The sequence below is a fragment of the Enterobacter sp. D2 genome (genome assembly GCF_034427575.1).
In the GTDB taxonomy this organism is placed as follows: domain Bacteria; phylum Pseudomonadota; class Gammaproteobacteria; order Enterobacterales; family Enterobacteriaceae; genus Enterobacter; species Enterobacter cloacae_M.
In genome coordinates, this window is sequence record NZ_JAXQPP010000011.1 from 1 (window position 1) to 14,297 (window position 14,297).

Consider the following 14,297-nt stretch of genomic DNA (forward strand, 5'->3'; position numbering starts at 1 on the left):
ATAAATTGTTAAAGAGCAGTGCAACGCGGCTTTCGCTCACCGTTGCGAGGTGGCGTATATTACGCTTTCCTCTTTCAGAGTCAACCCGTTATTTCAGGATTTTTTCTCTTCAACCGACCGGGCTGTTTGTGAAGTGATTCACATCCGCCGTGTCGATGGAGGCGCATTATAGGGAGTTCTCAGCAGGCCGCAACCGCTAAATGACAGAAAAATAACTGACTGCTGCATTCCACAGCAAAACCCCGCCTTATACCTTTTTACACACAGACTTATCCACAATGATACGAAAAAGTGAAAATGTGCGAGCGTTGCGCAAACGTTTTCGTTAAAATGCTCGCGCTTAATAAGGATGCCCCGTCAGGTGTGTTAGATGAGTTTTTCGCAGGAAAATTCATCTAACGCTCTCTGTAATCGTGAAATCCAGGGGATTTACCATGCAACAACGTCGTCCAGTCCGCCGCGCTCTGCTCAGTGTTTCTGATAAAGCCGGTATCGTCGAATTCGCTCAGGCACTTTCCGCACGCGGTGTGGAGCTGCTTTCTACAGGCGGTACCGCTCGCCTGTTAGCAGATAAAGGTCTGCCGGTAACCGAAGTGTCCGATTACACCGGTTTCCCGGAAATGATGGATGGACGCGTCAAGACCCTGCATCCGAAAGTGCACGGCGGTATTCTTGGCCGTCGCGGTCAGGACGACGCCATTATGGAACAGCATGACATCGCGCCAATCGACATGGTTGTCGTTAACCTCTACCCGTTTGCCCAGACCGTAGCCCGCGAAAACTGTTCTCTGGAAGATGCCGTAGAGAATATTGATATCGGCGGCCCGACTATGGTGCGCTCCGCGGCCAAGAACCATAAAGATGTGGCCATCGTCGTAAAGAGCAGCGATTACGAAACCATTATTAATGAGATGGATGCCAACGAAGGGTCACTGACTCTGGAAACGCGTTTCGACCTCGCCATCAAAGCCTTCGAGCACACCGCGGCGTACGACAGCATGATCGCCAACTACTTCGGTAGCCTGGTGCCTGCTTACCACAGTGAAAGCAAAGATCCTTCTGGCCGTTTCCCGCGCACCCTGAATCTGAACTTCATTAAGAAGCAGGATATGCGTTACGGCGAGAACAGCCACCAGCAGGCAGCCTTCTATATAGAAGAAGAGGTAAAAGAAGCCTCTGTTGCGACCGCTCAGCAGGTTCAGGGCAAAGCGCTCTCCTATAACAACATTGCTGACACCGACGCCGCGCTGGAATGCGTGAAAGAGTTCAGCGAGCCGGCCTGCGTTATCGTCAAGCATGCGAACCCATGCGGTGTTGCGGTAAGCACCTCTATTCTGGGCGCCTACGATCGCGCCTACAAAACCGACCCGACCTCCGCGTTCGGCGGCATTATCGCCTTCAACCGCGAGCTGGATGCTGAAACCGCGCAGGCCATCATCTCCCGCCAGTTCGTTGAAGTGATCATCGCGCCATCGGCATCCGAAGAGGCGCTGAAAATCACCGCGGCGAAACAGAACGTACGCGTGCTGGTTTGCGGCCAGTGGGCAGAACGCGTGCCGGGCCTGGACTTCAAGCGTGTGAACGGCGGCCTGCTGGTTCAGGACCGCGATCTGGGTATGGTGACAGAAGCCGACCTGCGCGTGGTAACCAAACGTCAACCAACCGAACAGGAACTGCGTGACGCTCTGTTCTGCTGGAAGGTCGCGAAGTTCGTCAAATCCAACGCCATCGTCTACGCCAAAGAAAACATGACTATCGGGATAGGCGCAGGCCAGATGAGCCGCGTTTACTCCGCGAAAATCGCGGGCATTAAAGCAGGTGATGAAGGTCTGGAAGTAAAAGGCTCCGCCATGGCTTCTGACGCCTTCTTCCCGTTCCGTGACGGTATCGACGCGGCGGCTGCAGTGGGTATCACCTGTGTGATCCAGCCTGGCGGCTCAATTCGCGACGACGAAGTGATTGCCGCTGCCGACGAACATGGCATTGCAATGATCTTCACCGACATGCGCCACTTCCGCCATTAATTCCCGGAGCAGAAAATGAAAGTATTAGTTATTGGTAACGGCGGACGTGAGCACGCTCTGGCGTGGAAAGCGGCGCAGTCTCCGCTGGTGAAAACAGTCTTCGTAGCACCGGGTAACGCCGGAACCGCGCTGGAACCCGCGCTGCAAAACGTGGCTATTGGCGTAACCGATATTCCTGCGCTGCTGAGCTTTGCCCAGAGCGAGAAAATCGATCTGACCATCGTCGGCCCGGAAGCGCCGCTGGTGATTGGCGTGGTGGATGCGTTCCGCGCGGCGGGCCTGACAATCTTCGGGCCAACGGAAGGCGCCGCGCAGCTGGAAGGCTCCAAAGCCTTCACCAAAGATTTCCTCGCGCGTCACAACATCCCGACGGCGGAATATCAGAACTTCACCGAAGTGGAGCCAGCCCTGGCCTACCTGCGTGAAAAAGGCGCGCCGATTGTCATCAAGGCCGACGGTCTGGCTGCTGGTAAAGGTGTTATCGTCGCGATGACCCTCGAGGAAGCAGAAGCCGCGGTTCAGGATATGCTGGCGGGCAACGCCTTTGGCGATGCGGGCCACCGCATCGTGATCGAAGAGTTCCTCGACGGTGAAGAAGCGAGCTTTATCGTGATGGTCGACGGCGAGCACGTTCTGCCGATGGCCACTAGCCAGGATCACAAGCGTGTGGGTAATGGCGATACCGGCCCGAATACTGGCGGAATGGGCGCTTACTCCCCCGCTCCGGTAGTGACTGATGAAGTCCACCAGCGCACCATGGATCGCATCATTTGGCCAACCGTGAAAGGGATGGCGGCGGAAGGCAATACCTACACCGGTTTCCTCTACGCGGGTCTGATGATCGACAAGCAGGGCAATCCTAAGGTCATCGAATTCAACTGCCGCTTTGGCGATCCGGAAACGCAGCCCATCATGCTGCGCATGAAATCCGATCTGGTGGAACTGTGTCTGGCAGCCTGCGAAGGCAAGCTCGACGAGAAAACCTCAGAGTGGGACGAGCGTGCGTCTCTGGGCGTGGTGATTGCTGCAGGTGGTTATCCGGGCAACTACAACACCGGGGATGAAATCCACGGCCTGCCGCTGGAAGAGATTGAAGGTGCGAAGGTGTTCCATGCGGGTACGAAGCTGGCTGACGACGATCGCGTCCTCACCAACGGCGGACGCGTGCTGTGTGCAACCGCGCTGGGCCATACTGTGGCAGAAGCGCAGAAACGCGCCTACGCGCTGATGGCGGATATTCACTGGAACGGCAGCTTTAGCCGTCAGGATATCGGTTATCGCGCGATTGCGCGTGAGCAGGGAGAGTAATTTCCCGCTCACCCTAACCCTCTCCCTCAAGGGAGAGGGGATTTAAATCAAAAACTTTTTTCCGTCGGCTGCCAGGTGCAGAAGTCTTCGTTCGCCACCAGCAGCAGCTGAGAGCCTTCCGGCGCTTCCAGCCACGCCACACTCACCTCCATTGATGAATGACGCTGACGACGTTGTATGTGTTCGGTTGCCCAGGATTCGAGCTCAGGCTTGACCGTCTGTCCTTCGCAGGTTGTCACCGTCCCATCGGCATGCCAGCGCCCCTGGCGCAGCACAACGCGTCCCAGACGAAGCGCATCGCTGGTCTGGCGGATTTGTTCGGCACGATAACGGTAGAGGGCGATTTGATCGCTGGAAAGCTGCTGTTTTTGACCGCTGACTTCGCGCTGCATAAAGCTCAGCTCGCCATGGTCGTCAAAACGCACTTTCACGTGTTCGGGGGTCTTGCTGTAGACGTTCAGTTCAATCAGCGACAGGTCATCTCCCTGCCAGCGATATTCCGCAGTCGACGTATTGCCGTTATGCCACGGGCTGAAGGCAGAAAGCAGATGCACTTCGCCGCCGGAATCTTTGCGCCAGATCCTGACCGCACCCTGGTTGTCCGCGTAACCGCTGGCGGTAAACGGCGGCAGAGAGGTGTCGTGGCTGCAGGCTGACAGCAGCAGCATGCCTGCCAGCGCGAGCGTTCCACGCCAGAAAGACAAAAGGGGCGTTACCGCCCCTTCGCTAAAACTGTTCACTGCCACGCGTCTTACTTAACAGCGTCTTTCAGTGCTTTACCAGAAACAAATGCCGGCACGTTAGCTGCGGCGATTTTGATTTCTTTACCGGTCTGCGGGTTGCGGCCAGTACGCTCAGCGCGGTGGTTCACTTTGAAGGTACCGAAACCAACCAGTTGCACAGCATCGCCTTCTTTCAGAGACTCAGTAATAGCAGCCAGGGTAGATTCCAGAGCAGCTTTAGCCTGCACTTTAGACAGATCAGCCTTGTCCGCAATTACATCAATCAGTTGAGTCTTGTTCATAAGTTATCCTTTCAATGTGTTTATCGCTTGCTAAGCATCGAGTGCGACGAAAATGCCAAAAAAGCACTCTCCTGCATACACGCACCGATAGCCACTTTTTTTCGCCCCCCAAATGTAGACCAGACAAGGGGCGAAAGGGAAGAGTCGAGGAGCGACAAAACGGGCGTTATCTCAAGTTTTATTGTCTCATTGGTTAAAAATTATACCAATATTGCTCTCACCAGCCTCTCGTAAGTCCGCGCGCAGCCCTTTTATCAGCTCAATATCGCGTTCTTCACACTCTGCCAGCAGGCGGAAAATTTCCCACTGAATGTCCCATTCTTGCTCAACCGCCGGGTTTGCACGCAGCTCTTCGTCGGTCATCTCGCGGCCTTCCTGGGTCATTTCCAGCATCGCGACGGTCGTAATAGATGCCTTACTGACTTCAATTGCGTGCTCCAGCGTTTCACCGCTCAGACGGGAGTGGAGCAGTTCGCTTAACGCCACGCAGGCGTCAATCGCCGGGTAGACACCGTACAGGTCAAAATCATCCGCAGCCGGAATCGCCTCTTCCAGCTTTTCCAGCTGGGAGTCGAAGTTCACCTTCGCGTCTTTCACCGTCAGCGTTTCCCAGATCAGATCCAGAATGCGGCGGTAGATATGGCCATCACCAAAGCCCGTCTCCTTACAGAACGCGGCATAGTTGGGATACATGCGCTCGCACAGGCAAGCCATAAACGTCACGTGCTGCCAGCTTTCAAGTTTCTCAAGGCGCAGGTGAATCGGGTTTTGTAGCATGATGATCTCTCGAATCGAAAATTAGGCGCAGTTTACCTGAATCATCGCTGAATTTCCTGCCAACGAACAAAAGCCGGACGCGAAGAGGCCACGGCGTCTGCCCAGCGCGTCGGCTCCGGCAAGCGGTAGCCCTTCATGCAGCGCTGCACCCACGCCAGGGCGCTGTCCATGCTCACCCGGTGCCCGGTGGCGATAAAGAGCGGGTTACAGCGCGCCTTGCTGCGCCAGACCCACGCTAGCTGCTCGCCTTTATGGATAAGCGGCGCCAGCGCGCCCGGCTCGGCAGAAAGAGGTTCAAACGCGCCGCACAGGCGTTTCTTGGCGACGCCAATGGTCGGCACATCCACCAGCAGCCCAAAGTGGCTGGCAACGCCTAAACGGCGCGGGTGTGAGATACCGTGTCCATCGACAAACAGCAGGTCAGGTTTTTGCGAGAGTTGCTCCCACGCTGTCAGAAGCGCGGGATATTCGCGGAAGGAGAGAAAGCCCGGAATGTACGGCATGGTGGTCGCGATACGCGCAACCTTGTACTCCACCAGCTCAAGCGAAGGGTATTTCAGTACCACCATCGCCGCTCGCGTCACTTCCCCATCCTGCTCGAATCCGACGTCTGCTCCGCCAATGTACTGCGGAGGATCTTTATCCAGACGATCCTCGCGGATCACCGATGAGGCCAGTTCGATTTGTTGAGCGCGTAGCGACGCGAGATCCATAATCACTCCTTACTGGTGATACTGGGCAGAAAGCCGATGCACCGCCTCCACAAATACGCCTGCGTGTTCTGGCGGCACATCCTGATGAATGCCGTGGCCGAGGTTAAAGACGTGGCCTTCCCCCTGGCCGAAACCAGACAGTATAGTCGACACTTCTTCTTCAATGCGGGCTGGCGGCGCATAGAGCATGGACGGGTCCATATTGCCCTGCAGCGCCACTTTGTCGCCCACGCGACGGCGCGCATCGGCGATATCGGTGGTCCAGTCGAGGCCCAGCGCGTCGCAGCCGGTTGCCGCCATCGCTTCCAGCCACTGACCGCCACCTTTGGTGAACAGCGTCACCGGCACGCGGCGGCCTTCGTTTTCACGCAGCAGGCCGTCGACGATTTTGTGCATGTAGTACAGGGAGAACTGCTGATAATCGCGCCCGGTCAGCACGCCGCCCCAGGTATCGAAAATCATCACCGACTGCGCACCCGCCTTAATCTGCGCGTTCAGATAGAGGGCGACGCTCTTCGCCAGCTTGTCGAGCAGCGCATGCAGGGCCAGCGGCTCGGCGTACATCATCTTTTTAATCATGGTGAAGGCTTTGCTGCTGCCCCCTTCCACCATATAGGTCGCCAGGGTCCACGGGCTGCCGGAGAAGCCAATCAGCGGCACTTCACCTTTCAGCTCGCGGCGAATGGTGCGCACGGCGTTCATCACGTAGCCCAGCTCGCCTTCCGGATCGGGGATCGGCAGCTTATCCACGTCGGCTTTGCTTTTGATTGGGGAGGTGAAACGCGGGCCTTCGCCGGTTTCGAAGTACAGGCCAAGGCCCATTGCATCCGGAATGGTCAGAATATCCGAGAAGAGGATCGCGGCATCCAGCGGGAAGCGGCGCAGCGGCTGGAGCGTCACTTCACAGGCCAGCTCGGCGTTTTTGCACAGCGACATAAAATCGCCCGCCTGCGCGCGCGTGGCTTTGTACTCAGGGAGATAGCGTCCCGCCTGGCGCATCATCCACACCGGGGTGACATCAACGGGCTGGCGCAGCAGCGCACGCAGATAACGATCGTTCTTCAGTTCGGTCATTTTTGCAGTTCCTTAAGCGTCATGGCCTCAGTGTAACACTACTCATACTCGGCCCGACACATCGCCACGGTATCTTCTATCAGGCGACGCGCCACGGTGCCCGGCGGAGGCAACAGCGGTAGATCGTCGTAGCGATACCAGTTCGCGTCCAGAAGCTCTTTCTGGTCGATAACGATCTCGCCGCTGTCGTATTCGGCCATAAATGCCGTCATCAGCGACTGCGGGAACGGCCACGGCTGGGAGGTGACGTAGCGCAGGTTCTTCACTTTGATCCCACTCTCCTCCATCACCTCGCGCGCCACCGCCTGCTCCAGCGTTTCGCCCACCTCGACGAAGCCGGCCAGCACGGTGTGGATCCCGTTGCGATGGCGGGTATGCTGCGCCAGCAGGATGGAATCCTCCCGGCGGATAGCGACGATAATGCACGGCGCGATCTGCGGATAGTAGCGTTCGCGACAATGGCTGCAGAGCATCGCCCACTCGGTTTTGCTCGGGCGCATGGTATGACCGCAGTAGCCGCAGTATTTATGCGAGCGGTAAAACTCGGCCAGCTGCACGCCCCGCCCCGCCAGCTGGAACAGCCCCACGTCCAGATCCAGCACCTGGCGCACCGATCCCATATCCTGGCGGCGGGGCTGTTGGATCAACCACACGGGCTCACCCTGCCACTCGCCGATCTGTAGCGCTGGCTGTCCAACGAGATCGAACGCTTCAGCTGCACCGTAGGGGATTTCCCCGGCAGGAAGCCATAATTTTTGTTCGTGACTGACGATCCACCAACCAAGATCTGATTTTTCAATAATACGATCCATATCTATTGCACTACCTTCGCTTCACTGACATGTTGTTAGCATTGTGGTTACATTCTGGATAAGCAGATTCAATCCTACATTTTGCGGAGTCGACCATGTTAAACCAGCTGCAAAGCCTGACTGAGCGCGTTAGAGGAAATAACAAACTGGTGGATCGCTGGCTACATGTACGCAAGCATCTACTCGTGGCTTATTACAATCTGGTCGGTATTAAGCCTGGCAAAGAATCGTTTATGCGACTGAATGAAAAAGCGCTGGATGATTTTTGTCAGGGCCTGGTCGATTATCTGTCCGACGGCCATTTCAATATTTATGAACGCATTATCCGCGAAATGGAAGGGACAACGCCGTATTTAGCGGCCAGCAAGCTCTATCCGCTTCTGGAAGCCAACACCCAGCAGATCATGGATTACTATGATTCCGCGCTCGAGAACGCTATCGACCACGATAACTATCTTGAGTTTCAGCAGGCGCTATCCGACCTCGGCGAAGCGCTGGAAGAGCGATTCACGCTGGAAGATAAGCTGATCGCCCTCGTGCTGGACAACGATTTGAACATCAGTAACGAAGAGAACGTCGCGCGCCCTGCTTGAGTTCTTCATCGTTAACGAGTAATTTACAACCATTCGCCCCTCTCACGGGGGGGATTTTTCTTGTCGGAGTGCCCAGCGCCTGAAAGCGCGGGCTGAGACCGTTAATTCGGGATCCGCGGAACCTGATCAGGCTAATACCTGCGAAGGGAACAAGAGTCACACTGCTGTTGTATCGCCTGAGGGCGATCCTCTCTTGCTTCATCCGTCGTCTGACAAGCCATGTCCTTCACTTTTGGAATGAGCTATGTCTACTGCAAAACTGACCCGCCGCGAACAGCGCGCACAGGCCCAACACTTCATCGACACGCTGGAAGGCACCGCTTTCCCGAACTCGAAACGCATCTACATTTCCGGCTCGCAGGCCGATATCCGCGTCCCAATGCGCGAAATTCAGCTCAGCCCGACGCTTATCGGCGGCAGCAAAGATAACCCGCAGTACGAAGACAACGAAGCCGTGCCGGTGTATGACACCTCCGGCCCGTACGGCGATCCTGATGTTGCCATCAACGTCCAGCAGGGTCTGGCAAAGCTGCGCCAGCCGTGGATTGACGCGCGTAACGACTGCGAAGAGCTGAGCGTCCTGAGTTCTGCATACACTAAAGAGCGCCTGGCCGACGACGGTCTGGACGAGCTGCGCTTTACCGGCCTGCTGACGCCAAAACGCGCTAAGGCGGGCAAATGCGTGACCCAGTTGCACTACGCGCGCCGGGGCATCGTCACGCCGGAGATGGAGTTCATCGCCATCCGCGAAAACATGGGTCGCGAGCGCATCCGTAGCGAAATGCTGCGCTATCAGCATCCGGGTGAAGGCTTTGGCGCTCGCCTGCCGGAAAACATCACGCCGGAGTTTGTGCGTGACGAAGTGGCCGCCGGGCGCGCAATTATCCCTGCCAACATCAACCACCCGGAATCCGAGCCGATGATTATCGGCCGCAACTTCCTGGTGAAGGTCAACGCGAACATCGGTAACTCGGCCGTCACCTCCTCCATCGAAGAAGAGGTGGAAAAGCTGGTCTGGTCCACGCGCTGGGGTGCGGACACGGTAATGGACCTCTCCACTGGACGCTATATTCACGAAACCCGCGAATGGATCCTGCGTAACAGCCCGGTACCAATTGGCACCGTCCCGATTTATCAGGCGCTGGAAAAGGTCAACGGCATTGCCGAAGACCTCACCTGGGAAGCGTTCCGCGACACGCTGCTGGAGCAGGCCGAGCAGGGCGTGGACTACTTCACCATTCACGCGGGCGTGCTGCTGCGCTACGTGCCGATGACCGCGAAGCGTCTGACCGGCATCGTCTCGCGCGGCGGTTCCATCATGGCGAAGTGGTGCCTGTCACATCATCAGGAAAACTTCCTCTACGAGCACTTCCGCGAAATTTGCGAAATCTGCGCCGCGTACGATGTCTCTCTGTCGCTGGGCGATGGCCTGCGTCCGGGCTCTATTCGCGACGCGAACGACGAAGCGCAGTTTGCCGAGCTGCACACGCTGGGCGAGCTGACTAAGATCGCCTGGGAGTATGACGTGCAGGTGATGATTGAAGGTCCGGGCCACGTGCCGATGCAGATGATCCGCCGCAACATGACCGAGGAGCTGGAGCACTGCCACGAAGCACCGTTCTACACCCTGGGGCCGTTGACTACCGATATTGCGCCGGGCTATGACCACTTCACGTCGGGCATTGGGGCGGCGATGATCGGCTGGTTCGGCTGCGCCATGCTCTGCTACGTGACGCCGAAAGAGCACCTCGGCCTGCCAAACAAAGAGGACGTGAAGCAGGGGCTGATCACCTACAAAATTGCCGCCCACGCGGCTGATCTGGCCAAAGGCCACCCGGGCGCGCAAATCCGCGATAACGCCATGTCGAAGGCGCGCTTTGAATTCCGCTGGGAAGACCAGTTCAACCTGGCGCTGGACCCGTTCACCGCCCGCGCCTATCACGACGAGACCCTGCCGCAGGAGTCAGGCAAAGTCGCGCACTTCTGCTCTATGTGCGGGCCAAAATTCTGCTCGATGAAAATCAGCCAGGAGGTGCGCGACTACGCCGCCGCGCAAACCATTGAAGTGGGTATGGCGGACATGTCCGAAACCTTCCGCGCCAAAGGCGGCGAAATCTACCTCAAAAAAGAGGAGGCGTAATGTATAAGCCCGATTTCCCGCCCGTCCCCTACCGTTTAGGGCTCTATCCGGTGGTGGACAGCGTGGAGTGGATAGAGCGCCTGCTGGAGACAGGCGTTCGAACGATCCAGCTGCGCATCAAGGATAAGCGCGATGACGAGGTGGAAGCCGATGTGGTTGCCGCCATCGCGCTGGGGCGTCGCTACGATGCCCGCCTGTTTATCAACGACTACTGGCGGCTGGCCGTTAAGCACCAGGCGTACGGCGTGCATCTGGGTCAGGAGGATCTGGAAACAACGGATCTGAGCGCTATCCGCGAAGCCGGGCTGCGTCTTGGCGTGTCAACGCACGATGACATGGAGATCGACGTGGCGCTGGCGGCCCGTCCCTCTTACATCGCGCTGGGTCACGTCTTCCCGACGCAAACCAAGCAGATGCCCTCCGCACCGCAGGGGCTGACGCAGCTGGCGAGTCACGTTAAACGCCTTGCCGATTACCCCACCGTCGCCATCGGTGGAATCAGTCTTGAACGCGCCCCGGCGGTGCTGGAGACCGGCGTCGGCAGTATCGCCGTCGTCAGCGCCATCACCCAGGCAGCAGACTGGCGTCTAGCCACCGAACAGCTGTTACAGCTGGCAGGAGCGGGTGATGAACGATCGTGATTTTATGCGCTACAGCCGTCAGATCCTGCTGGAAGATATCGCCATCGACGGGCAGCAAAAGCTGCTCGCCAGCCGGGTGCTAATTGTCGGTCTGGGCGGATTAGGCGCGCCCGCCGCGCTTTATCTGGCAGGCGCAGGTATCGGTACGCTGGTGCTGGCCGACGACGACGAGGTTCACCTCAGCAACCTGCAGCGACAAATCCTCTTTACCACCGAGGATATCAACCAGCCGAAAGCGCAAATTACCCGGCAGCGCCTGAACCAGCTCAACCCGGATATTGAGCTGATTGCCCTGCAGGACCGGCTCAGCGGTGACAATCTGCGCCGTGAGGTCGCCCTGGCCGACGTGGTGCTGGACTGCACGGACAACATGGCGACGCGCCAGGCGATCAACGCCGCCTGCGTGGCAAATAATACGCCGCTTATCACCGCCAGCGCGGTGGGGTTCGGCGGGCAGATGATGGTCCTGACCCCGCCGTGGTCGCAGGGCTGCTATCGCTGCCTGTGGCCGGATGATGCCGAGCCAGCGCGCAACTGCCGTACGGCGGGCATTCTTGGTCCGGTGGTCGGCGTGATGGGCACCATGCAGGCGCTGGAGGCCATCAAGCTGCTCAGCGGCATGGAGACGGAACGCAATACGCTACGGCTATTTGATGCCCGCTCCAGCGGCTGGCGCCAGCTGGCGTTACGCCGCGCCAGCCGCTGCCCGGTATGTGGAGGCCGCGATGCGCATTCTGTTTAACGATGAGCCGATGAGATGCGACGACGGGCTTACCGTTGCCGCACTGCTCGACAAGCTGCGTCAGCTCAAGCCGGGAACGGCGCTGGCGCTCAATCAACAGATCCTGCCGCGCGAGCAGTNACAAGCTGCGTCAGCTCAAGCCGGGAACGGCGCTGGCGCTCAATCAACAGATCCTGCCGCGCGAGCAGTGGGAAAACCAGCAGGTCAATGAAGGCGACCAGATCCTGCTGTTTCAGGTTATCGCAGGGGGCTGAGATGTTACGTATTGCCGATAAGGTTTTTGATTCGCATCTGTTTACCGGTACCGGAAAATTCGCCTCGCCGCAGCTGATGGTGGATGCCATTCGCGAAAGCGGCAGCCAGCTGGTGACGCTGGCGCTCAAGCGCGTGGATCTGCGTCATCACAGCGACGCCATTCTGGCGCCTTTACTGGAGGCTGGCGTCACGCTGCTGCCCAACACCTCCGGTGCCAAAACAGCCGAAGAGGCGATTTTTGCCGCGCAGCTGGCCCGCGAGGCGCTCGGCACCCGCTGGCTGAAGCTGGAAATTCATCCTGACGCCCGCTGGCTGCTGCCCGACCCCATCGAAACGCTGAAAGCGGCTGAAAAGCTGGTGCAGCAAGGGTTTACCGTCCTGCCTTACTGCGGCGCCGACCCTGTCCTCTGCAAACGGCTGGAAGAGGTCGGCTGCGCCGCCGTCATGCCGCTGGGCGCCCCCATTGGCTCCAACCAGGGGCTGGAAACCCGCGCGATGCTGGAAATCATTATTGAGCAGGCTACCGTACCGGTGGTGGTTGATGCGGGCATTGGCGTGCCCAGCCATGCCGCGCAGGCGCTGGAGATGGGCGCCGACGCGGTACTGGTCAATACGGCCATCGCGGTTGCCGACGATCCGGTCATGATGGCGCGTGCGTTCCGCATGGCCGTAGAGGCTGGCCTGCTGGCAAGGGAGTCCGGTCCCGGCTCGCGCAGTTTCCAGGCGCAGGCCACCAGCCCGCTGACCGGTTTTCTGGAGGCGATCTCATGAGCACGTTTACCGAGCGCTGGCGCCAGCTTAACTGGGACGACATTGCCCTTCGCATCAACAGCAAAACGGCGGCTGACGTGGAGCGCGCGCTGAATGCCCGCCATCTGACCCGCGAGGATCTGATGGCTCTGCTCTCCCCGGCGGCCAGCGCGTACCTCGAACCGATGGCCCAGCGAGCACAGCGGCTCACCCGCCAGCGTTTTGGCAACACGGTGAGCTTCTACGTGCCGCTCTATCTCTCAAACCTGTGCGCCAATGACTGCACCTACTGCGGTTTTTCCATGAGCAACCGCATCAAGCGTAAAACGCTCGATGAAGATGAGATTGCCCGTGAGTGTGCGGCCATTCGTGAAATGGGTTTTGAACATCTTCTGCTGGTCACGGGCGAACATCAGGGCAAGGTGGGAATGGACTATTTCCGTCAGCACCTTCCCGCCATTCGTCGTCAGTTTGCGTCGCTGCAGATGGAAGTACAGCCCCTGGCGCAGGAGGAGTATGCGGAGCTCAAAACCCTCGGGCTGGACGGGGTCATGGTCTATCAGGAAACCTACCACGAGGCGACGTACGCCCGGCACCACCTGAAGGGCAAGAAACAGGATTTCTTTTTCCGGCTGGAAACGCCGGACAGGCTGGGTCGTGCGGGGATCGACAAAATCGGTCTGGGGGCGCTGATCGGGCTCTCTGACAGCTGGCGGGTGGATTGTTACATGGTGGCGGAACATTTGCTGTGGCTTCAGCAGCACTACTGGCAGAGCCGTTACTCCATCTCCTTCCCGCGCCTGAGACCTTGCGCGGGCGGGATTGAACCGGCTTCGCTGATGGATGAACGCCAGCTGGTGCAGACCATCTGTGCGTTTCGCCTGCTCGCCCCGGAAGTTGAATTATCGCTCTCAACGCGTGAATCCCCGGCGTTTCGCGATCGCGTTATACCGCTTGCGATTAACAACGTCAGCGCGTTTTCCAAAACGCAGCCTGGCGGCTACGCCGACGATCGTCCGGAGCTGGAGCAGTTTGTGCCGCATGACGGGCGACGTCCGGAAGCGGTCGCCGTAGCCCTGACGGCCCAGGGTCTTCAGCCTGTCTGGAAAGACTGGGACAGCTGGCTGGGAAGAGTCTCGCAATGACGCTGAAACGTACTGCAACGCCATAAAAAATTGTCGAGGCGCTACGAAAAGGCAAAACCGGGTGGTTGTCAGCGATCGTCCGGTTTTTTATTGTCACACGGTCAGCAACGGATGCTGACCAGGGCGAAAAGCTTCTTCCTCGTTTCGCCCTGCCTCTGGTTCATTGCACAAACGGCTCCTGACAAGTTGAATAAGTGTTTTCTTAATGGTTCTTAAGATAAATCATCCCACCAGAAATCGTGTGCCGTATAATTCACCGCTAACCGCAGGACAGCGACTATGCTGAGAGGATATCGGCA

At 58.1% G+C, this 14,297-nt stretch carries 15 protein-coding genes and 1 riboswitch; of the genes, 9 read left to right on the plus strand and 6 right to left on the minus strand.

What is annotated here, in order from left to right; translation table 11 throughout:
* Window positions 1-434: 434 nt before the first annotated feature.
* A complete protein-coding gene (gene purH / locus SPG90_RS21920) occupies window positions 435-2,024 on the plus strand; it encodes a bifunctional phosphoribosylaminoimidazolecarboxamide formyltransferase/IMP cyclohydrolase (RefSeq protein ID WP_059446349.1) in 1,590 nt (529 codons plus the stop codon).
* A 15-nt stretch (window positions 2,025-2,039) separates the two neighbouring features.
* Window positions 2,040-3,332, plus strand: a complete 1,293-nt coding sequence (gene purD, locus SPG90_RS21925) for a phosphoribosylamine--glycine ligase (RefSeq protein WP_023309982.1) — start codon at window positions 2,040-2,042, stop codon at window positions 3,330-3,332.
* 47 nt (window positions 3,333-3,379) lie between these two features.
* Here purD and SPG90_RS21930 read toward each other — a convergent pair whose 3' ends face one another.
* The 6 genes from SPG90_RS21930 to nudC form a co-directional block, all read right to left on the minus strand.
* Window positions 3,380-4,072 carry a DUF1481 domain-containing protein gene (locus tag SPG90_RS21930; RefSeq protein ID WP_023309981.1) on the minus strand — a complete coding sequence of 231 codons (693 nt, stop codon included), beginning with the start codon at window positions 4,070-4,072 and terminating at the stop codon, window positions 3,380-3,382.
* 11 nt (window positions 4,073-4,083) lie between these two features.
* A complete protein-coding gene (hupA, locus tag SPG90_RS21935) occupies window positions 4,084-4,356 on the minus strand; it encodes a nucleoid-associated protein HU-alpha (RefSeq protein WP_002445246.1) in 273 nt (90 codons plus the stop codon).
* 186 nt (window positions 4,357-4,542) lie between these two features.
* Complete coding sequence (locus SPG90_RS21940) at window positions 4,543-5,133, minus strand: YjaG family protein (protein ID WP_023309980.1); 591 nt, start codon at window positions 5,131-5,133, stop codon at window positions 4,543-4,545.
* Between the two features lie 41 nt (window positions 5,134-5,174).
* Window positions 5,175-5,846 carry a deoxyribonuclease V gene (gene nfi, locus SPG90_RS21945; protein WP_126304590.1) on the minus strand — a complete coding sequence of 224 codons (672 nt, stop codon included), beginning with the start codon at window positions 5,844-5,846 and terminating at the stop codon, window positions 5,175-5,177.
* A gap of 9 nt (window positions 5,847-5,855) precedes the next feature.
* Window positions 5,856-6,920, minus strand: coding sequence for a uroporphyrinogen decarboxylase (hemE, locus tag SPG90_RS21950; RefSeq protein WP_126304588.1), 1,065 nt, complete (start codon window positions 6,918-6,920; stop codon window positions 5,856-5,858).
* 38 nt (window positions 6,921-6,958) lie between these two features.
* Entirely contained in the window at window positions 6,959-7,732 is a 774-nt protein-coding gene (gene nudC / locus SPG90_RS21955) for an NAD(+) diphosphatase (protein ID WP_045357738.1), read from the minus strand.
* Window positions 7,733-7,827: 95 nt separating this feature from the next.
* Between nudC and SPG90_RS21960 the strand changes: the two genes are divergently transcribed.
* The 7 genes from SPG90_RS21960 to thiH all read left to right on the plus strand — a co-directional run bounded on the left by SPG90_RS21960 (window position 7,828) and on the right by thiH (window position 13,998).
* A complete protein-coding gene (locus SPG90_RS21960; protein ID WP_023309976.1) occupies window positions 7,828-8,325 on the plus strand; it encodes an Rsd/AlgQ family anti-sigma factor in 498 nt (165 codons plus the stop codon).
* Window positions 8,326-8,379: 54 nt separating this feature from the next.
* Window positions 8,380-8,491, plus strand: a riboswitch (TPP riboswitch).
* A gap of 78 nt (window positions 8,492-8,569) precedes the next feature.
* The gene (gene thiC, locus SPG90_RS21965) at window positions 8,570-10,465 is read left to right on the plus strand and encodes a phosphomethylpyrimidine synthase ThiC (RefSeq protein WP_126304586.1); all 1,896 of its coding nucleotides are present in this window, start codon (window positions 8,570-8,572) and stop codon (window positions 10,463-10,465) included.
* On the plus strand, window positions 10,465-11,106 hold the full coding sequence (gene thiE / locus SPG90_RS21970; protein ID WP_126304584.1) for a thiamine phosphate synthase: 642 nt from the start codon (window positions 10,465-10,467) through the stop codon (window positions 11,104-11,106). The genes thiC and thiE overlap by 1 nt, the downstream gene beginning before the upstream one ends.
* Entirely contained in the window at window positions 11,093-11,848 is a 756-nt protein-coding gene (locus SPG90_RS21975; protein ID WP_126304582.1) for a HesA/MoeB/ThiF family protein, read from the plus strand. Before thiE ends, SPG90_RS21975 begins: the two co-directional genes overlap by 14 nt.
* 92 nt (window positions 11,849-11,940) lie before the next feature.
* Complete coding sequence (gene thiS, locus SPG90_RS22410) at window positions 11,941-12,102, plus strand: sulfur carrier protein ThiS (protein WP_416208408.1); 162 nt, start codon at window positions 11,941-11,943, stop codon at window positions 12,100-12,102.
* A gap of 1 nt (window position 12,103) precedes the next feature.
* Window positions 12,104-12,874, plus strand: a complete 771-nt coding sequence (gene thiG / locus SPG90_RS21985) for a thiazole synthase (protein WP_023334103.1) — start codon at window positions 12,104-12,106, stop codon at window positions 12,872-12,874.
* A complete protein-coding gene (gene thiH, locus SPG90_RS21990; RefSeq protein WP_045404853.1) occupies window positions 12,871-13,998 on the plus strand; it encodes a 2-iminoacetate synthase ThiH in 1,128 nt (375 codons plus the stop codon). The genes thiG and thiH overlap by 4 nt, the downstream gene beginning before the upstream one ends.
* The last annotated feature ends 299 nt before the right edge of the window (window positions 13,999-14,297 follow it).